Origin of the sequence: Azospirillum sp. OGB3, from assembly GCF_014192915.1 — a bacterium.
In the GTDB taxonomy this organism is placed as follows: domain Bacteria; phylum Pseudomonadota; class Alphaproteobacteria; order Azospirillales; family Azospirillaceae; genus Azospirillum.
Genome location: NZ_JACHYN010000006.1, coordinates 64,187 through 83,302, shown reverse-complemented (window position 1 = coordinate 83,302; position 19,116 = coordinate 64,187). Strand labels below are relative to the sequence as shown.

At 66.1% G+C, this 19,116-nt stretch carries 20 protein-coding genes and 2 tRNA genes; 16 read left to right on the top strand and 6 right to left on the bottom strand.

The window, feature by feature from the left end; translation table 11 throughout:
* Position 1: 1 nt before the first annotated feature.
* Entirely contained in the window at positions 2–499 is a 498-nt protein-coding gene (locus tag FHW79_RS14475) for a (2Fe-2S)-binding protein (RefSeq protein ID WP_041811053.1), read from the bottom strand.
* A 319-nt stretch (positions 500–818) separates the two neighbouring features.
* Between FHW79_RS14475 and FHW79_RS14470 the strand changes: the two genes are divergently transcribed.
* The 4 genes from FHW79_RS14470 to FHW79_RS14455 all read left to right on the top strand — a co-directional run bounded on the left by FHW79_RS14470 (position 819) and on the right by FHW79_RS14455 (position 5,859).
* Positions 819–1,757: a TAXI family TRAP transporter solute-binding subunit gene (locus tag FHW79_RS14470; RefSeq protein WP_183179592.1), complete on the top strand. Its 939-nt coding sequence runs from the start codon at positions 819–821 to the stop codon at positions 1,755–1,757.
* Between the two features lie 31 nt (positions 1,758–1,788).
* Entirely contained in the window at positions 1,789–3,885 is a 2,097-nt protein-coding gene (locus FHW79_RS14465) for a TRAP transporter permease (protein ID WP_183179591.1), read from the top strand.
* A gap of 24 nt (positions 3,886–3,909) precedes the next feature.
* Positions 3,910–4,290 (top strand): DUF1850 domain-containing protein, encoded by a 381-nt coding sequence (locus FHW79_RS14460; RefSeq protein ID WP_183179590.1) that lies wholly within the window; start codon positions 3,910–3,912, stop codon positions 4,288–4,290.
* 111 nt (positions 4,291–4,401) lie between these two features.
* Positions 4,402–5,859, top strand: coding sequence for a sodium:proton antiporter (locus tag FHW79_RS14455; protein WP_183179589.1), 1,458 nt, complete (start codon positions 4,402–4,404; stop codon positions 5,857–5,859).
* Between the two features lie 49 nt (positions 5,860–5,908).
* Here FHW79_RS14455 and FHW79_RS14450 read toward each other — a convergent pair whose 3' ends face one another.
* Positions 5,909–6,733 (bottom strand): universal stress protein, encoded by an 825-nt coding sequence (locus tag FHW79_RS14450; protein ID WP_183179588.1) that lies wholly within the window; start codon positions 6,731–6,733, stop codon positions 5,909–5,911.
* Between the two features lie 79 nt (positions 6,734–6,812).
* A complete protein-coding gene (locus FHW79_RS14445; protein WP_183179587.1) occupies positions 6,813–7,577 on the bottom strand; it encodes a DUF1194 domain-containing protein in 765 nt (254 codons plus the stop codon).
* Between the two features lie 127 nt (positions 7,578–7,704).
* On the opposite strand from FHW79_RS14445, the gene FHW79_RS14440 reads away from it, so the two are divergent.
* From FHW79_RS14440 to FHW79_RS14425, 4 genes are all read left to right on the top strand, one after another.
* Positions 7,705–8,856, top strand: coding sequence for an acetoin utilization protein AcuC (locus tag FHW79_RS14440; RefSeq protein WP_183179586.1), 1,152 nt, complete (start codon positions 7,705–7,707; stop codon positions 8,854–8,856).
* A 150-nt stretch (positions 8,857–9,006) separates the two neighbouring features.
* Positions 9,007–9,564: a hypothetical protein gene (locus FHW79_RS14435; RefSeq protein ID WP_183179585.1), complete on the top strand. Its 558-nt coding sequence runs from the start codon at positions 9,007–9,009 to the stop codon at positions 9,562–9,564.
* Positions 9,561–10,115, top strand: coding sequence for a hypothetical protein (locus FHW79_RS14430; RefSeq protein WP_183179584.1), 555 nt, complete (start codon positions 9,561–9,563; stop codon positions 10,113–10,115). Before FHW79_RS14435 ends, FHW79_RS14430 begins: the two co-directional genes overlap by 4 nt.
* A gap of 70 nt (positions 10,116–10,185) precedes the next feature.
* Complete coding sequence (locus FHW79_RS14425; protein WP_183179583.1) at positions 10,186–10,668, top strand: DUF192 domain-containing protein; 483 nt, start codon at positions 10,186–10,188, stop codon at positions 10,666–10,668.
* Positions 10,669–10,681: 13 nt separating this feature from the next.
* Here the strand turns inward: FHW79_RS14425 and FHW79_RS14420 are convergent, their stop codons facing one another.
* The gene (locus FHW79_RS14420; RefSeq protein ID WP_183179582.1) at positions 10,682–11,182 is read right to left on the bottom strand and encodes a hypothetical protein; all 501 of its coding nucleotides are present in this window, start codon (positions 11,180–11,182) and stop codon (positions 10,682–10,684) included.
* A 119-nt stretch (positions 11,183–11,301) separates the two neighbouring features.
* On the opposite strand from FHW79_RS14420, the gene FHW79_RS14415 reads away from it, so the two are divergent.
* The 4 genes from FHW79_RS14415 to FHW79_RS14400 all read left to right on the top strand — a co-directional run bounded on the left by FHW79_RS14415 (position 11,302) and on the right by FHW79_RS14400 (position 12,498).
* Positions 11,302–11,379 (top strand) — tRNA-Pro (locus FHW79_RS14415).
* A gap of 49 nt (positions 11,380–11,428) precedes the next feature.
* Positions 11,429–11,725, top strand: coding sequence for an ETC complex I subunit (locus tag FHW79_RS14410; RefSeq protein WP_014240426.1), 297 nt, complete (start codon positions 11,429–11,431; stop codon positions 11,723–11,725).
* A gap of 10 nt (positions 11,726–11,735) precedes the next feature.
* Positions 11,736–11,812: transfer RNA gene (locus FHW79_RS14405), tRNA-Arg, on the top strand.
* Positions 11,813–12,255: 443 nt separating this feature from the next.
* A complete protein-coding gene (locus tag FHW79_RS14400) occupies positions 12,256–12,498 on the top strand; it encodes a DUF6460 domain-containing protein (RefSeq protein ID WP_348984159.1) in 243 nt (80 codons plus the stop codon).
* Positions 12,499–12,830: 332 nt separating this feature from the next.
* On the opposite strand, the gene hisI is transcribed toward FHW79_RS14400, so the two are convergent.
* Both hisI and metC read right to left on the bottom strand, forming a co-directional pair.
* A complete protein-coding gene (hisI, locus tag FHW79_RS14395) occupies positions 12,831–13,265 on the bottom strand; it encodes a phosphoribosyl-AMP cyclohydrolase (protein WP_183179580.1) in 435 nt (144 codons plus the stop codon).
* Positions 13,266–13,308: 43 nt separating this feature from the next.
* On the bottom strand, positions 13,309–14,487 hold the full coding sequence (gene metC / locus FHW79_RS14390; protein ID WP_183179579.1) for a cystathionine beta-lyase: 1,179 nt from the start codon (positions 14,485–14,487) through the stop codon (positions 13,309–13,311).
* Positions 14,488–14,728: 241 nt separating this feature from the next.
* On the opposite strand from metC, the gene FHW79_RS14385 reads away from it, so the two are divergent.
* From FHW79_RS14385 to FHW79_RS14370, 4 genes are all read left to right on the top strand, one after another.
* A complete protein-coding gene (locus tag FHW79_RS14385; RefSeq protein ID WP_183179578.1) occupies positions 14,729–15,751 on the top strand; it encodes an amino acid ABC transporter substrate-binding protein in 1,023 nt (340 codons plus the stop codon).
* A 199-nt stretch (positions 15,752–15,950) separates the two neighbouring features.
* Positions 15,951–17,150, top strand: a complete 1,200-nt coding sequence (locus FHW79_RS14380) for an amino acid ABC transporter permease (protein ID WP_183179577.1) — start codon at positions 15,951–15,953, stop codon at positions 17,148–17,150.
* Between the two features lie 5 nt (positions 17,151–17,155).
* A complete protein-coding gene (locus FHW79_RS14375) occupies positions 17,156–18,274 on the top strand; it encodes an amino acid ABC transporter permease (RefSeq protein WP_183179576.1) in 1,119 nt (372 codons plus the stop codon).
* A gap of 22 nt (positions 18,275–18,296) precedes the next feature.
* Positions 18,297–19,073, top strand: a complete 777-nt coding sequence (locus tag FHW79_RS14370) for an amino acid ABC transporter ATP-binding protein (RefSeq protein WP_211108281.1) — start codon at positions 18,297–18,299, stop codon at positions 19,071–19,073.
* The last annotated feature ends 43 nt before the right edge of the window (positions 19,074–19,116 follow it).

The window sequence follows — 19,116 nt, the reverse complement described above, 5'->3', positions numbered from 1 at the left end:
GTTATTCGGCGGCGGCCTTCATCGTGCCGCCTTGCATCGCCTCGGCCCCGGCCATCACCGCCTTGACGATGTTGTGGTAGCCGGTGCAGCGACAGATGTTGCCCTCCAGCCCTTCGCGGACGTCGTGCTCGCTGGGGGAGGGGTTGGCGGTCACTAGATCGACGGCGCTCATCACCATGCCGGGCGTGCAGAAGCCGCATTGCAGGCCATGATGCTCGCGGAAGGCCGCCTGCATCGGGTGCAGCGTGCCGTCCGCCGCCGCCAGCCCCTCGATGGTGGTGACCGCGGCGCCGTCGGCCTGGGCCGCCAGCATGGTGCAGGACTTCACCGACCGCCCGTCGATGTGGACGACGCAGGCGCCGCACTGGCTGGTGTCGCAGCCGACATGGGTGCCGGTCAGGCCGAGCTGGTCACGAAGGAAGGTGACCAGCAGGGTCCGCTCCTCCACCTCGCGCGAGACCGCCTTTCCGTTGACGGTCATGGAAACGGTACACGGCATCCGCTGTCCTCCCATTGTTTGGTGACGTTCTGTTGCCCCGACCTTCGCGACGCTTCCTTCGACGGCTCTTCCGAATCTGCGGGATAAAGTGTGGTGCAGGACCAACCGGAACAAGGATAGGGGGGCGTCGTCCTGTCCGGTCAAGACGCCGTTCGGCCTCCTCCGAAGGGAGAATGCTTGTGCCGAAGCGCCGCGCGTCTATCGGTTCCTACGGACTGGCGGACCCACCGCCCACAAGTTAGGATAGCCAACAATCCGACGCAAACCAAAGCGTCTTACGAACGATCCGCAACGGACAGCCTTTTGGGAGGGCAGAAGTATGAAGCGTTTCCTGGCCGCGGTTGGCGTCTGCATGCTCACCGCGCTGCCGGCCCAGGCCGAGCAGTTCGTCACCGTCCTGACCGGCGGCACCAGCGGCGTCTACTACCCGCTGGGCGTGGCGCTGTCCGGCATCTATGGCAAGGCCATCCCGGGGGCGAAGGTCACGGTCCAGGCGACCAAGGCCTCGGTGGAGAACCTGAACCTCCTCCAGTCGGAGCGCGGCGAGATCGCCTTCTCGCTCGGCGACTCGCTGAGCGGCGCCTGGAAGGGCGACGAGGAGGCCGGTTTCAAGACCAAACTGACCAAGCTGCGCACCGTCGCCGCCATCTATCCCAACTACATCCAGATCGTCGCCAGCAAGGATTCCGGCGTGAAGACGCTGGCCGACCTGAAGGGCAAGCGCGTGTCGGTCGGCGCGCCGAAGTCGGGGACGGAACTGAACGCCCGCGCGATCTTCGCCGCCGCCGGGCTGGGCTACAAGGACTTCGCCAAGACCGAGTATCTGCCCTTCGCCGAATCGGTGGACCTGATCAAGAACCGGCAGCTCGACGCGACGCTGATCTCCGCGGGACTCGGCGTGGCGGCGATCAAGGATCTGGCGACCTCGCAGGACATCACCATCGTCTCGATCCCGGCCGACGTGATCCAGAAGGTCGGCGATCCCGCCTACATCGCGGAAACCATCCCGGCCAACAGCTACAGCGGCCAGGGCGAGCCGGTGCCGACCGCGGCGGTGCGCAACCTGCTGGTCACGCACGCCGGCGTGTCGGACGACGCGGTCTATGCGATGACCAAGGCGATGTTCGAGAACCTCGACGCGATGGGCGCGGCTCACGCCGCCGCCAAGCAGATCAAGCTGGACGCCACGACCATCCAGTCGCCGGTGCCGCTGCATCCGGGGGCGGAAAAGTTCTACAAGGAAAAGGGCCTGATGTAAGCCCGCCGCGTCGTCCCGGACCCCCCGTGCGATGAGCGCATCGTCCCAAGAGGCGGACAACAAAATCCGCCAGGCCATCGACCGTGAGAACCCCTCCACGGTCATGGCCTTCGAAGGCGTGGCGGGCAAGGCCGTCTTCGCCATCGCCGTCGCCTTCTCCCTGTTCCAGATCTGGACGGCGGCCTTCAACCCGCTGTCGAGCATGGTCGTCCGGTCGGTCCATGTCGGCTTCCTGCTGCTGATGACCTTCACGCTGTTCGGCTTCCGGCAGGAGGCGGAACGGCGCAGCGTGCCCTGGTACGACTGGCTGCTCGGCCTGGGCGCGTTCGCACTGGGCCTCTACCATTACGTCTTCGAGGTCGATCTCATCCAGCGGGCGGGCGATCCGAACACCACGGACCTGATCGTCGGCGCGCTGACCATCGCGCTGGTGTTCGAGGCGGCGCGGCGCATCATGGGGTGGGCGCTGCCGATCATGTGCGGCGTCTTCATCCCCTACGCGCTGTTCGGGCGGCATCTGCCCTTCGGGCTGGCCCACCGCGGCTACGACATCGATCAGGTCATCGACAACCTGTACCTGTCGACCGAGGGCATCTACGGCACGCCGACCTTCGTGTCGGCGACCTTCATCTTCCTGTTCATCCTGTTCGGCGCCTTCCTGGAGCGCGCCGGCATGATCAAGCTGTTCAACGACGTGTCGCTCGGCCTCGTCGGCCATGCCAAGGGCGGGCCGGCGAAGGTGGCGGTCATCTCCTCCGGCTTCATGGGGACGATCAACGGCTCAGGCGTGGCGAACGTGCTGACCACCGGCCAGTTCACCATCCCGCTGATGATGCGCTTCGGCTATCGCCCGGCCTTCGCCGGAGCGGTGGAGGCGACGGCCAGCATGGGCGGGCAGATCATGCCGCCGGTCATGGGGGCGGCCGCCTTCATCATGGCGGAGACCATCGGCGTTCCCTTCAGCGACATCGCCATTGCCGCCGCCATCCCGGCCATCCTCTATTTCGGCAGCGCCTTCTGGATGGTCCACCTGGAGGCCGGCAAGCACAACCTCGTCGGTCTGCCGAAGGACCAGTGCCCCAGCGTCCTCCGCGCGCTGAAGGAAAGCTGGTACCTGATCTTGCCGCTGGCGGCGCTGGTCTATCTGCTGTTCTCCGGCTTCACGCCGCTGTTCGCGGGGGTGATCGGCATCGCCCTGACCGTCGCGCTGATCCTCGGCACGCGGATCGTCGGCTTCATCGGCCCGACCGTCCTGCGCGTCGGCTTCTGGGTCGTCCTCGGCCTGATCGCCGCGGCGCTGTGGCGGATGGGGCTGCGGACGGAGCATCTGGCCTTCGCCATCGTCGGACTGCTGGTCCTGCCCTGTCTGGCGCTGAAAGGCGGGCGGGAGACTTTGGCGCTGCTGGTGCAAAGCCTCGCCGACGGCGCCAAGAACGCCGTGGGGGTGGGCGTGGCCTGCGCGCTGGTGGGCGTGCTGATCGGCATCCTGACCCTGACTGGCCTCGCCTCCAGCTTCGCCTCCACCATCATGGATCTGTCGGGCGGCAATCTGCTGATCGCGCTGCTGCTGACCATGCTGGCCTGCATCGTCCTGGGCACCGGCCTGCCGACCACGGCGAACTACATCATCACCGCGGCCATCGCGGCGCCGGCCCTGCTGCAGATGGGTGTGCCGCTGATCGTTTCGCACATGTTCGTCTTCTACTTCGGCATCATGGCCGACCTGACGCCGCCGGTGGCGCTGGCGGCGCTGGCGGCTTCGTCCATTTGCCGGGCCGGGCACATGGAGATCGGCTGGATCGCCACGCGCGTCGCCATGGCGGGCTACGTCGTGCCCTTCATGGCGGTGTACGACCCGGCGCTGATGCTCCAGACCGACGACCCGCTGGCCGTGGCTTACGTCCTGTTCAAGGCGCTGATTTCCATCGGCCTATGGGGCGCGGCGACCATCGGCTATTTCTGGACGCCGATGAACTGGGCGGAGCGGGTGTTCGCGGCGGCGGCGGCCTTCCTGTTCGTTGTGTCGCTGCCGGTGACGGACGAAGCCGGATTCGTCATGACGGCGGCCTTCCTGCTGTGGCAGCGCCATCGCCTGCGCCGCCTGGGGCGGTCCAGCGCCCCGGCATGATGGTGGCGGCATGATGGCGGCGGCATGAGCGTGGCCTTGTGCCTGTCGGCGCTCGGCGGGGCGGTTCTGGCCGCCCTGCCGGGTCCCGTCTTCACCCTGACCTGGACCCATTCGGTGGAGAAAACCGAATGGCGGGAGGAGTGGCGGATCGAGGGCGGGCGTCTTCGTCTGACCGAAGCCCGCGTGAAGGGCGCCGGCGCCGGGATGGAGCCGGCACAGGACGCCCGCTTGGCCGCTGGCTGGTGGGTCTGGGCACCGGCGGTGCCGCCGCTGGAGCGGCTGGTCCTGGCCGCCTCGTCCTTCACGCCGGACCACGAACTGTGCGCGGGCGGGGCCTGTCGCCCCCTTCACGATTGGATCGGCGGGCCGGTGCCAAGCCCTTTGGAAATCAAACCCTGCCTGTAGCCCCGCTGTCCACGCACGGCCGCAAAGGGGTTTGGCAGGGCCGTTCCGGCTTGGCTTAAGCCATTGTGGGACGCATACTCACGCAACTGATATTACAGCCGAATGCGTATGATGACCGACGCCCGACCGAACCGACATCTCACCCGTTCCCTGGCCGCCCTGGCGGGACTCGCCACCGCCGGACTGCCCGGGTTGGTCCTGGCGGCGGAGGCGGCGGGCGCCCCTCATCTCGATGGGCGTGACCTGAGCGTCTTCTGGGTGATTCCCTTCGTCGGGATTCTGCTGTCCATCGCGCTGATGCCGCTGTTGGCGCCATCCTTCTGGCATCATCATTTCGGCAAGGTCGCCGCGGGTTGGGCCATCGCCTTCCTGCTGCCTTTCGCGCTGACCTTCGGTGCGGGGCTCGCCACCTACGAACTGCTGCACACGCTGCTTCTCGAATACATTCCCTTCATCGTGCTGCTGACCGCCCTGTTCACGGTGGCGGGCGGCGTGCGGATCTGCGGAACGCTGGTCGGGACTCCGCTGGCGAACACGCTGGGCCTTGGGCTGGGTACGCTTCTGGCGAGCCTGATGGGGACCACCGGCGCCTCGATGCTGCTGATCCGCCCGCTCATCCGCGCCAACGAGCACCGGCGGCACAAGGTGCACACCGTCGTCTTCTTCATCTTCCTGGTGTCGAACGTCGGCGGTTCCCTGACGCCGCTGGGCGATCCGCCGCTGTTCCTGGGCTTCCTGAAGGGGGTCAGCTTCTTCTGGCCGACGGTGCATCTGTTCTGGCCGATGGTGCTGGTGGCCGGCTGCCTGCTGGCGATCTATTTCGTGGTCGACCTCTACCTGCACACCAAGGACCCGGGCAAGCACCCGCTGATCGAGGGCGTGCATGAGCGTGAGCCGGTGCGGATCGAGGGGGCGGTGAACCTGCTCCTGCTCGTCGCCATCGTCGGCGCGGTGCTGCTGAGCGGTGTCTGGCATCCGGGGGTAGGGGTGGAGATCTACCACATCCAGGTGCCGCTGGAGACCATCGTCAGCAACCTGCTGCTTCTCGGCATCACCGGCCTGTCGCTGGTGCTGACCAGCGCGCGGAGCCGCCGCCTGAACGCCTTCACCTGGGGGCCGATCCTGGAGGTGGCGAAGCTGTTCGCCGCGATCTTCCTGACCATCATCCCGGCCATCGCGATCCTGCGGGCCGGCACGGACGGTGCGCTGGGGGCCATCATCGCGGCAGTGAACCAGGACGGTCAACCGGTCCCCGCGGCCTATTTCTGGGCGGCGGGCGTCCTGTCGAGCTTCCTCGACAACGCGCCGACTTACCTGATCTTCTTCAACACCGCGGGCGGCGACGCGCAGGTGCTGATGGGCGATCTGGCGGTGACGCTGGCGGCCATTTCGGCGGGCGCGGTGTTCATGGGCGCCAACACCTACATCGGCAACGCGCCGAACTTCATGGTCAAGGCCATCGCGGAGGAGCGCGGCGTGGCGATGCCGAGCTTCTTCGGCTACATGCTGTGGTCCTGCGGCATTCTCGTGCCGCTGTTTGTCCTGGTGACCTGGGTGTTCTTCCTCTAGCTCCAGGTCCGGTCCGCCGGGCGGCCCGTTACCGCCCGGCGCTTCCCCGTCAATGGGACATCAGAACAGGCACTTCCAGCTTCGCCAGAACCGTTCGGGTGGCGCCGCCGAGGACCATCTCCCGCAGGCGGGAATGGCCGTAGGACCCCATCACCAGCAGATCGCCGGCCAGCTCGCGGCAGGCGCTGATCAAAACGTCGCCCACGTCGCCGCCCTGGAAGATGATCGCCTGATGCTGGCTGCGCACGCCATGGCGCTCCAGCCAGATCATCAGATCGCGTCCGCTGTCCAGCCGATGGCCCGGCGGGTCGACGGTGACCACCGTGACCTTCTCCGCCTCCTTCAGGAACGGCAGGGCGTTTCGAACGGCGCGCCCGGACTCCCGCGTGTTCTTCCAGGCGACCACCGCGTGGCGCCCGATCCCCGAGGCGGACGGCGCGGCATGGGGCAGGACCAGGGTGGGGCAGGGGCTGGTCAGCGGCAGCCGATCCGGCACCTGGAGCGCCACCCGGTCGCCGCGCTCGTCGTCATGGCTCTGAGTCACCACGGCAAGGTCGGCGTAGACGGCGCGGGCGGCCAGCAGCTCCACATGGTCGCCCTCCTCGATCGCCCAGGAGTAGGAGCAGTCCTTCAGCGTCTGCCGGACCTCCTGCTCAATCTGCTCGGCCTTTTCATGGGCGATGGCCGTGGCCTCCGCGATGTAGGCGTAGGACGCGGCGCGGCCGGTCACGGCGGCGGGCATGGACACCGGCGTGGCGACGAACAGAACCTCGACAAAGGCGGAAAAGCGCTTGGCGAGGATGGCGGCCGCCTCAAGCCGCTGGGTGTGGCGGTCGTCGTTCGACATGTGCAGCAGGATCGTCTTGATCGGCATGGTCTCGCTCGCAGGTTTCGAACCGGGTGACCGGCCCTCCATAGGTAATGTTTGTTGAGCCAATCTGGCAACGATCCGGCTAACGGCTGGCAAGGCCGGTTGGCGCGCCGGCGCCGGCGCCGGGGTCCGGAGGAAGGCCGGAGATTTCTAGAAGAAGCTTGCTCAGGATGGCGTCGGCGAAGGCCTCAAAGCTGACGGCGGGCACCAGGAAGGCACCGGGGCCGCCGATCACATGCTCCTCGTAATATCCGTCGAGATTCGTCGGCGCGGCTCCGCCCCAGGGGTTGGGCCGGTCGTTGAGGATCGGCAGGCCGTTGATGGTGATCCCCGCAGCCACCGCCTCGTCGCGCGCCCATTGCACCGGGCGGCCGCGGTTGTTGACCCCGTCCCCCGACACGTCGATCACCCGCCGCGTGCCTTCGAATTCGTTGTCGTTGAACAGGCGGGCGCTGAAGTCGATGGCCGCGCTGATCGAGGTCCACTGCGCGCTCAGCGTGGGCGACTCGGCGAGAGAGGAGGCGAAGGCCTCGACGCTGCCGTGATCGCTCAGCAGGGTCCAGGGTACGGTGATGCGCTGGAAGCTGTCGCCGGCCCATTCGATGTAGGTGACGGCGATGCGTCCATAGGGGCCCCCGCGGATCGCCGCCTGGATCTTCGGGTCGGTGAGGGCGGCAACGTAGCCTTCCCGTTGGAGGCGGCCTTCCTCGGCGTCCACGCTGCCGGACACGTCCACGGCCAGCACCAGTTCCAGATCAACCGGCGTATCGGCCAGGGCCGGCGCACCCGTTCCGCTGGCTGCAAGAATCGCAACGGCCACCCCCGCCAGACGCCACGCACCGTCCATGCCGTGCCTCCCCCGCGGATGTTTTCGCCCATACCCCTCAAGAAAAGAGATCGCCGCGCGGCCACGACAAGGGGCCTTGTGCACAAGGCGTTGACGGATGGGCGTCGCCGCTCCACCTCTCCACCCCATGCCAACCGAATTTCCGACCGAATTTCCCGCCCGCCCGCTCTTCCTGGGCAGCGAGATCTACCGGGGCTCCAGCTACGGCGCGAAGCACCCGCTGGCCATCCCGCGGGTGTCCACCGCCATCGACCTCAGCCGCGCCATGGGGTGGCTGCCCGACGAGGCCTACCGCGACAGCCCGCTCGCAACGCCCGAGGAACTGGTCCGCTTCCATGCCCCGGACTACGTCGCCGCCCTCCACCGCGCGGAGGCGGACCAGCGCGTGGACGGCGCGACAGGGGAGCGCTACAACCTCGGCCGGCTGGAAAATCCGATCTTCCCGGAAATGTACCGCCGCCCCGCCATCAGCACCGGTGCCGCCATCCTGGCCGGACGCCTGTTGGCGGAGGTGCCCGCCGGCATCGTCTACAGCCCGGCCAGCGGCACCCATCATGCCCGTCCGGGGCGGGCCAGCGGCTTCTGCTACCTCAACGCCCCGGTGCTGGGCATCCTGGCCCTGCTCGACGCCGGAATCGAACGCGTGCTCTACGTGGACCTCGACGCCCACCACGGCGACGGGGTGGAGGACGCCTTCGCCGACGACGACCGGGTGCTGACCCTGTCGGTCCATGAGGATGGGCGCTGGCCCTTCACCGGCAAGGTGGAGGATCGGCCCGGCGCGCTGGCTTTCAATCTGCCGGTCCCTCCGGCCTTCAACGACACGGAGATGGACCATCTTCTGGAGACGGTGATCCTGCCGCTGGGGCGGGCGTTCCGCCCCGAGGCGCTGGTCATCCAGACCGGAGCCGACGCGCTCGCCGAAGATCCGCTGAGCCGGCTGGAGCTGTCGAATGGGGCGTTGTGGCGGGCGGTGGCGGCGCTGACGGGGCTGGCGCCGCGCCTGATGGTGGTCGGGGGCGGGGGCTACAATCCCTGGTCTGTCGGGCGCTGCTGGGCGGGAATCTGGGCGGTGCTGAACGGCATCGACCCGGCGGTGCCGCCGACGCCGCAGGCGGAGGGCGTGTTGCGGGCGCTGTCTTGGTCGCGGGCCGCCGGACGCAACCCGCCGGAACACTGGTTCACCACCCTTGCCGACGCGCCCCGCCCAGGGCCGCTGCGCGACGAGGTGCGTCGCGTTGCCGCTGCGGCAATTGCGAAGATGGTCCGTACTGGATAATCTTTGGAAAGCTTTTCATTCACATATGTCACGCAGTTGACGTATTGGAACGAATCGGACAGCTTTATTCGCGCGACTCGCGCTGCCCGCTGGCCGATCCGATGATTCACGCCATGCCGGGAGCCGGAGAGGGAAAAGGGCAGGCCGCCAATGTCCAACACCACCTTGCTCCTGCTGACCATCGCCGCAATGATGCTGGCCGCCGTACCCGTCGCCATGATGCTGAAGCGCTTCCTGCCCGAGTTCCTTCATCGATCGGCGGGCATCGGCCAGCTTGAGAACCGCATCTACGTCCTGCATTCGGAGATCCACGAGCTTCAGGACCGGGTGAACGGCAAGGTGCAACGGCGCAACCAAGTGTCCGCCGAGAAGCACCGCGCGGAAACCGAAAACCGCAAGATGGAACGGGCGATCGCGGATATCGCCCTCCAGCCGCCCGTGTTCGTGCACGAGGTGGGCGATCCGCAGGCCGGCCTGTCGAAGTTCCTGATGAACGTCGCCCAGGAGAAGGCGTCGTCCGGCGGCGACAAGTCCCAGGTCAACCCAATCTGGCGCTGCGTCAACGTCGCAGAGGTCTGGGCATCCAACGCGGAGGAGGCCAAGCAACTCGTCGAGGTGGCGTTCCCGTTCAAGATGGGATTCACCAAGACCTTCCAGAAGACGCAGGGCCGCCCCAACCCCGGCCGGATCAAGGTGCCCGCGTCATGATGATCAACTTCCTCATCATCCTGGGGATCATCGCCATCGGGGCTTGGCTGGGCAACGTACTGCTGGCGGTGGATGCCCAAATGGCGCTGAGCCGCAGCCGGATGCGCGCCGCCAAGGACAGCATCGGCAAGCTGGAAGCGACCATCCGCAGGCTCCAGCGCGAAGAGGAGAACCTTGCCAAGGAGATCGACGAGTGCATGGCCGACACGGTCGAGGCGCGCCGCAGGCAGTCGGAGATCCAGCGACGCCTGTCCGAGGCGCAGACGAAGCAGAGGCCACAGCTTTTGATCCTGACCGAGCGGCGGAATCCGAACGACAAGGAATGGCTGGTGACCGTCGTCAACAGCCAGATTGGCGAAATCGACGCGTTGCACCCGCTGGCCATCGAGTGGGCGCGCGGGCGTGACTATCTCGTCTGGGCCGAGAGCGACCGGGAAGCCGGGGAGCGGACCATCCGCCGCTTCAGTGCCCGCCCCGGCTACCAGATCAAACTGGTCAAGCCATTGACCAAAGACATCTACACAACCGCCACCGATCGGACGGCGGCGTGACGCCGCTGGACAGGCGCGCGCCGCGGCGGCATCGTCCAGGCTTTGAACGTCAAGGGATGGGTTGATCGCGATGATCGGACGGGCTGTGCATGGCCTCTTGGGTGGGCTTCTGTTGGGGGCCGCGATTCTGCTGTCGGCCCTGCCGGCGACGGCGCTGGAGAGCTTTGCGCGCTCCACCCTGACCATCGAGACCGCCGTCGGCGGCAAGTACCGTTTTGACGTCGAACTGGCCGAGACTCCGGCGCAGCAGGCCCAGGGGCTGATGTTCCGTGAAAAGATGGCCGCCGACGCGGGCATGCTGTTCACCTACAGCCGCCCGCAGCCGGCCAGCTTCTGGATGAAGAACACGCTGATCCCGCTCGATATGATCTTCATCGGTGCGGACGGCCGCATCGTGAACATCCACGCCAACGCCGTGCCTCACTCGTTGGATGCGGTGAACTCGGCCGGTCCGGTGAAGGGCATCCTGGAGATCAACGGCGGGATGAGCGCGCGTTTGGGCATCCGTCCGGGCGACCGCGTGGTGCATTCGGCCTTCGGAACCGGAGGATGAACGCGCGTCTCCGCTAACGAAGCCGGTCGCGCAAGCCGAAGGCGGCCAGAATAAGCGGAGCGGCCTCCCCGGGATCCATGAAGAGGGGGGACACCATGCTGGCGCGCGGGTGCAGCCATCTCCCCAAGGCGCGCTGCAACCGGCTGTCGGACCGCTGTGTATCCTCCAGCACCGCTGTGGGCGTGCCCTGCCGCGCCAGCCGGACGGCGGCCAGGGCAACCAATCCCGCGTCGTTCCCCACCCCGACCAGTCCGCTCGGCCGACGCTCCGCGAGGATCCGTGCGAGAGCGAGGACAGAGGTGTTGGTGTGGCGCTTGGCGAGGTCGATCTGGCCGATGCCGGGATGCAGCGCCGCCCGCAACGGCCCGCCGCCCATCGGCGCCACCACGTCGAGCCCGTACCCACGCCGCTGCAGGGCGTGGGCGAGGCTCACGGCGGCGCGTCCGGCCGGGGTGTCGTCCAGCCTGGACACGAAGACGGCGAGACGGGGCGGGGGCAGGGAGGAGATGTTCACGGAAGGGGTGGCCGACGCGGTCGAAAGAGGGCGGCATCATACGGAAGCACCACCCTGCGGGATAGATGCGGCTGCGTCTTGCCGTCCGCGCGGGGTTCGTGTATTCCACTGCGCGACGTCGGGGCGTAGCGCAGTCTGGTCAGCGCGCCAGTTTTGGGTACTGGAGGCCCCCGGTTCGAATCCGGGCGCCCCGACCAACGAAATTCGAACGATGCACCACGCACGTATCAGAGGAGATGCCGCGTCATGAAGGTCCGGATCTACCAGCCGAGCAAAGCGGCCACTCAGTCCGGGCGTGCCAAGACGCATCGTTGGCTGCTGGAGTACGAGATCGAGACCCCGCGCCGGCCGGAACCCCTGATGGGCTGGATCAGCTCCGGCGACACGCTGAACCAGGTGCGCATCGGTTTCGAGACGTCGGAGGAGGCGGTCGCCTTCGCCCAGCGCAAGGGTTGGGACTACACGGTTCAGGATGCGCCGGTTCGCCGCGTCCGTCCGCGCAACTACGCCGACAATTTCCGGATGGACCGTCCGCGCTTCTGATCCGAACCGGGGCCCCATAGCTCAGTTGGATAGAGCAATCGCCTTCTAAGCGATAGGTCGCAGGTTCGAATCCTGCTGGGGTCGCCATCTTCCTTTGAAAACCCGCACGGCCCCGACCAATGCGCACTGTCCGCGGATTCCTCCACGGACGAGCCGCCGCCTGCCAAACGCTCAACACAGTTATCCCCATATCCTTTTTGTCGTAGGCAAAGGGTTTCGGGAACCATCGGCGGCGTTCCGGACCCTGCGATGTGCAATGCATCCAGTGGCTTCGCCTCGCGATAGCCATGCTCAATTTGGGGGCATCGGGGCAAGACGTCGCCACTCCAACAGGCTTGCCGTCTCATCCACAAAGTTATCCACAGAAATTGGGGATAACCCGAAAGCGTCCGTTTGGGGTGGGGCCAAGGCGTTCTCACGCGCCATCGGCATCACCATCTACCGCAAGGAACGGTCGGCGTGCCGGTGACGTTTCACGGGGCGCATGATCAATCCCGCGCCGTTCGGCGTCTGCACGAGGTGATGTCTTGGTGGGTTGGATCGTCAGAACGCTTCTGTTGTGCTTCGTGGTCGGGCTGATTCTGTCCTTTCTGGACATCAATCCGGCCAGCATCCTGACCAACAGCTGGGACACGATCCAGGACATCGCCCGGCTGTCCGCCGACCTGTTCCATTGGGCGCTGCCATACATCCTGATCGGGGCGGTGATCGTCGTTCCGCTGTCCGTGATCGGAGCGGTCATGCGCTGGACCCGCACGCGGCACCGTCCGTAACGCAATCCCAATCAACGCTGCCGGCAAAAGAAAAAACCGGAGATCCAATGGATCTCCGGTTAAGTGAATACAGGGAGGGTTAGAGACAAGGACTGTTTAACTGATCGAGAGACCCGCTTCGTTGATCTGCATCAATCTGCGATAATTTTATCGATCCGCCACAACCGATCGGGCTCTGACTTGAGACAAAAAAATAGCCGAGGGTTCCATTGGAACCCCCGGCATAGGCGAATACAGGGAGGGTTAGAGACAAGAGCTTTCTACCTCTTCCCGCCCCGGGCTACGTTGACATAGATCAAACACTTTTCGCATTGCAGCGAACGTTTAGCGTCTTACTTGTGCGTGTGTCCGTAGAGAACCGAAGGATCGGTTTCGACGTCCTGAATGATGGCGAGTTTCCCGTCACGCAACGCACGGTAAAAGCAACTGCGCCGTCCGGTGTGGCAGGCAACGCCGTCCTGTTCCACGACCAACAGCAGGGTGTCGCCGTCGCAATCGACGCGGAAGTCCTTCAGCCGCTGCATCTGGCCGGAGGTTTCGCCCTTGCGCCACAAGCCCTTGCGGGACCGCGACCAGTAGCAGACGCGCCCCGTGCGCAGCGTTTCCAGCACGGCCTCGCGGTTCATCCAGGCCATCATCAGGATCTCGCCGGTTCCTTCCGCCTGGGCGATGGCTGGGACCAGCCCGTCGGCGTTGAAGGCGATGGCGGCGATCACATCCTCGATTGCAGGCTCAGATGCGGGCTCGAACGCGGTGGCGTCCGTCATGGTGTCCATCCTCGTGTGTGTGCCGCGTATCCGGACCCGCCCGTTACAGGGCGGTCCTCAGGCGGGCGAAGGCGCCATCGAGGTCGCGGATGAGATCGTCCACGTCCTCCAGCCCGGCGTGCAGGCGCAGGACGGTTCCGGGATCGGTCCAGCGGGTCGCCGTACGAACGGCGGCGGGGCGTGCCGGCAGGATCAGGCTCTCGAATCCGCCCCAGCTGTACCCCAGCCCGAACAGCTCCAGGGAATTCAGCATGGCCGACAGGGCCGGCTTCGGCACTGCGTTCATGACGATGGAGAACAGGCCGGAAGAGCGTCCGATGTCGCGCTTCCACAGCGCGTGGCCGGGGCAATCGGGGAAGGCCGGATGCAGGATGCGGGTGACCTCGGGCTGCTTCGACAGCCAGCCGGCCAGGGCGAGCGCGCTTGCCTCGTGCTGCCTCAGGCGGACGGATAGGGTGCGCAGGCCGCGCAGGCCCAGATAGATGTCGTCCGGACCGGCGCAGGTGCCGGTCCGCGTGGCGGCCTTCTTCACCGCCAGCCATTGCGCCTCGTTGGCGCAGGAGATCACGCCCAGCATCGCGTCGGCGTGTCCGACGATGTACTTGGTGGCCGAGTGGATCGACACGTCCACGCCGTGCCGCAGCGGCTGGAAGAAGAGGGGGGTGGCCCAGGTGTTGTCGATCATCACCGTGGCGCCCACCGTCTTGGCCGCCGCGGCGATGGCCGGCACGTCCTGCACCTCGAAGGTCAGGGAGCCCGGAGATTCGAGGAAGACGACGCGGGTGTTCGGCTTGAGCAGGGCGGCGATGCCGGCGCCGATCGTGGGGTCGAAATACTCGACCTCCACGCCGTAGGGGATCAGCGTGTCGGTGGCGAATCGGCGGGTCGGGGCGTAGGCACTGTCGGTGATCAGCACATGGTCACCGGTCCTGGTGAAGGCGAGAAGCGCCGTCGCGATGGCGTTCAGGCCCGAGCCGGTGTTGACGGAGCGGTAGGCGCCCTCAAGCTCCGCCACCGCCTGTTCAAAGGCCAGCGTGGTCGGAGTCCCGACGCGTCCATAGTTGATGCTGTCGAAGGGGGCGCGGTCGCTCGCCTCCAACTCCTCCAGCGTCGGGAAGAGCACGGTCGAACAATGGTAGACCGGCGGATTCACAATTCCGTGATTCTCACGCGGGCTGCGCCCGGCGTGTCCGAGGACCGTATCTTTTCGTGCGTCTTTCATGGGTCTTCCCGCAACAACAGTGACGGTGGTCGTATCCCGACTTTCCAGGATGGACCCGACCGCCAAAGATTTCTTTTCCCCAAGCCTCTGTAAGGGATAACCAAGCCAAATGCACGGCTTAAGGATGATTCGACAAGCCGGTTGCTGTTGGTGCACTCTTGTCACACGCGCGTGTCCGCCATGCGGGGCGCGCAATGCATGAACCTAAGCGTAAAAACGCAAGAACAGGGTGGAGCTTAATATGAAATCGGGAATCCTCGCCGCTGCTGCCGCGGCCGTGGTGTTCGGCGCCGTGACCGGCGCCCAGGCCGGTCCGACGCTGGACGCCGTCAAGGGCCGCGGCTTCGTCCAGTGCGGCGTGAACGCCGGCCTTCCGGGCTTCGGCAACCCCGACAGCTCGGGCAACTGGACCGGTCTCGATGTCGATTACTGCCGCGCGGTCGCGGTTGCGCTGTTCAACGACCCGAACAAGGTCAAGTTCACCCCGCTGTCCGCCCAGCAGCGTTTCCCCGCCATCCAGTCGGGCGAGGTCGACCTGCTGTCGCGCAACACCACCGTCACGCTGACCCGCGACACCTCGGTCGGCCTGAACTTCGCCCCGGTCACCTATTATGACGGCCAGGGCTTCATGGTGAACAAGAAGCTCGGCGTGAAGAGCGCCAAGGAGCTGAACGGCGCCACCGTCTGCGTCCAGGCCGGCACCACGACCGAACTGAACCTGGCGGACTATTTCCGCACCAACAACATGTCCTACAACCCGGTCGTCATCGAGTCGAACGACGAGGTGAACGCCGCCTACTTCGCCGGCCGCTGCGACGTGCTGACGACGGACGCCTCCGGTCTGGCCGGCACCCGCGCCGGCGTGGCCCCGGTTCCGGACGACCACATCATCCTCCCGGAGATCATCTCCAAAGAGCCGCTGGCCCCCGCCGTCCGTCACGGTGACGACCAGTGGTTCGATGTGGTGAAGTGGACCGTCTACGCCACCATCCAGGCCGAAGAGATGGGCATCACGTCCAAGAACGTCGATGAGTTCGTGAACAGCAAGAACCCGGAGATCCAGCGCATCCTCGGCACCTCGCCGGGCATGGGCAAGGCGCTGGGCCTGGACGAGAAGTGGGCCTACAACGTCATCAAGACCATGGGCAACTATGGTGAGATCTTTGAGCGCAACGTCGGCATGAAGACCCCGCTGAAGCTGGAGCGCGGCCTGAACGCGCTGTGGACCAACGGCGGTCTGCAGTACGCGATGCCGATCCGCTGAGGACGGAAAGGGGGACCGCGGACCACAGGGAGGCCCGCGGTCCTTCCTTTTTTGACGACGGGCGGAGCGGTCACAGGGCGACAAGAATCAATGCCGGTGCCGCAGGCCCGTTTGGGAGACGATATACGTGGCGCAAGTTGCGGCGGACGTTCGGGAGGCGGCCGACGCCCTTACGCCATGCTGGTGAGGGGAGAGAACCGTGGCCAGCGAGACCCGGGACACCGCGCGCCCAAGCGCGCCTGGCGGTGTTTCATTTTCCCTCAGCGACCCGACGGTCCGTGCCGTGTTCTACCAGGTTCTGGTGGTCGGCATCGTCATCGCGGTCGGCTGGTTCCTTATTCATAACACGCTCGACAACCTGTCGAAGCGGTCCATCGCGACGGGATTCGGATTCCTGGACCGCGAGGCCTCCTTCGGCATCGGTGAGAGCCTGATCGACTATCATCCACGGGACAGCTATGGCCGGGCCTTCCTGGTCGGCGTGCTGAACACGCTGAAGGTGTCGATCATCGGCGTCGTGCTGGCGACCGTGCTGGGCACGCTGATCGGCGTCGCCCGCCTGTCGAGCAATTGGCTGATCGCCAAGCTGGCCTCCACCTACGTGGAGATCGTCCGCAACATCCCGCCGCTGCTCCAGCTCTTCTTCTGGTACGCGCTGGTCTCGGAAAGCATGCCGCCGGTGCGGCAGGCGCTGAACCCGATTCCCGGCGTGTTCCTGTCGCAGCGCGGCCTGTTCGTGCCGGTGCCCTCCGCCGACCCGGTGTGGGGCACGATGGGCTTCGCGCTCGCCATCGGGGTGATCGCCGTGATCTTCCTGCGGCGCTGGTCCAAGGCCCGGCAGGAGCGGACGGGCCAGCCCTTCCCGATCGGAACGGCGAGCCTCGGCCTGCTGATCGGCCTGCCGCTGGTCGCCTACCTCGTCGGCGGCGCGCCGACGGCGCTGGACGTTCCGAAGCTGCAGGGCTTCAACTTCGTCGGCGGCGTGGTCATCACCCCGGAGTTCTTCGCGATCCTGGTCGGTCTGGTCGTCTACACCGCGGCCTTCATCGCCGAGGTGGTGCGCAGCGGCATCCTGGCGGTCAACTGGGGCCAGACGGAAGCCGCAAGGGCGCTCGGCATCGACAGCGGCAAGACGCTGCGGCTCGTCGTCCTGCCGCAGGCGCTGCGGGTGATCGTGCCGCCGCTGACCAGCCAGTATCTGAACCTGACCAAGAACAGCTCCCTGGCGCTCGCCATCGGCTACCCGGATCTGGTGTCGATCGCCAACACGACGCTGAACCAGACCGGTCAGGCGATCGAGGGCGTGACGATGATCATGGGCACCTATCTGGTGATCAGCCTGGGCATCTCGATCTTCATGAACTGGTACAACAAGCGCATCGCGCTGGTGGAGCGCTGACGGCCATGACAGACAACGTCCATACCGGCAATGTCCCCACCGGAAGCATCCCCGACGAGCGCCCGCCGTCCAACACCGTCGGCCCCGTGGCGTGGCTGCGCAACAACCTGTTCAACACCTGGTACAACGCGCTCCTGACCATCCTGATCGCCTGGCTGCTGTTCAAGGCGATCCCGCCGCTTCTCGACTGGCTGATCTTCAGCGCCAACAGCTTCGGCACGCCGCCCCAGGTGTGCCGGCAGGAGGGCGGCGCCTGCTGGACCTTCGTCAGCGAGAAGCTGCGCTTCGTCATGTTCGGCACCTTCCCGTACGACGAGCAGTGGCGGCCGCTGATCACCATCGTGATCATCATCGCGCTGGTGCTGGCGAGCTGCGACCGCCGCTTCTGGAAGCCCTGGCTGGCGCTGGTGTGGATCGCCGGCCTGTCCGCGGTGGGCGTGCTGATGTGGGGCGGCGTTCTGGGCCTGACCTATGTCGAGAACACGCTGTGGGGCGGCCTGCCGCTGACGCTGATGCTCTCGGTGGTCGGCCTGTCCGTGGCCTTCCCGGTGTCGGTCCTGCTGGCGCTCGGCCGGCGCTCGCAGCTTCCGGCGATCCGCGTGATCTCGGTGACCTACATCGAGCTGATCCGCGGCGTGCCGCTGATCAGCCTGCTGTTCATGGCGTCGGTGATGTTCCCGCTGTTCCTGCCGACCGGCGTGAATTTCGACAAGCTGCTGCGCGCCCAGATCGCCTTCATCATGTTCGCCGCCGCCTATATGGCGGAAGCGATCCGCGGCGGTCTCCAGGCCATCCCCAAGGGGCAGTACGAGGCTGCGGATGCGCTCGGCCTGAACTACTGGCAGGCGATGGGCAAGATCATCCTGCCGCAGGCGCTCGCCATCTCCATCCCGCCGCTGGTGAACACTTTCATCAGCTTCTTCAAGGACACGTCGCTGGTCATCATCATCGGCCTCTACGACCTGCTGGGCACGGCCAAGGCGGCGCTGTCCGACCCGGCTTGGCGCGGCTTCTACCGCGAGGCCTACCTGTTCATCGGCGTGATCTATTGGGTGTTCTGCTACTCGATGTCCAAATACAGCCAAAAACTCGAACGCGACCTGCGTCGCGGTCACCGTCGCTGAGGGAAGGGGAAAAGAGATGACCATGGCCCAAACCGCCGGCGCCGCGCGCACCTTCGCCCAGGGGGAGCCGATCATCCAGTGCCGGGGCGTGCACAAGTGGTACGGCGAGTTCCACGTCCTGAAGAACATCGACCTGTCGGTCGCCAAGGGGGAGCGGATCGTGATCTGCGGCCCGTCGGGCTCCGGCAAGTCGACCATGATCCGCTGCCTGAACCGGCTTGAGGAGCACCAGAAGGGCTCCATCGTCGTTGACGGCATCGAGCTGACCGGCAACCTGAAGAACATCGAGCTGGTCCGCCGCGAAGTCGGCATGGTGTTCCAGCACTTCAACCTGTTCCCGCACCTGACCGTGCTGGAGAATTGCACGCTCGCCCCCATCTGGGTCCGCAAGAAGCCGAAGGCCGAGGCGGAGGAGATGGCGATGCGCTACCTGAAGCGGGTGCGCATCGCCGAGCAGGCGCACAAGTATCCCGGCCAGCTCTCCGGCGGCCAGCAGCAGCGCGTCGCCATCGCGCGGTCGCTGTGCATGAGCCCGAAGGTCATGCTGTTCGACGAGCCGACCTCCGCCCTTGATCCGGAGATGGTCAAGGAGGTGCTGGACGTCATGATCGGTCTGGCCGAGGACGGCATGACCATGCTCTGCGTCACCCACGAGATGGGCTTCGCCAAGTCGGTCGCCGACCGCGTCATCTTCATGGACCGCGGCGAGATCGTCGAGCAGAACACGCCCAACGAGTTCTTCAACCACCCGCAGTCGGACCGGACGAAGCTGTTCCTCAGCCAGATCCTGAACCACTGATGCCGACAACCGCGCCGGAACGGCTTGTTCCGGCGCGGTAAAC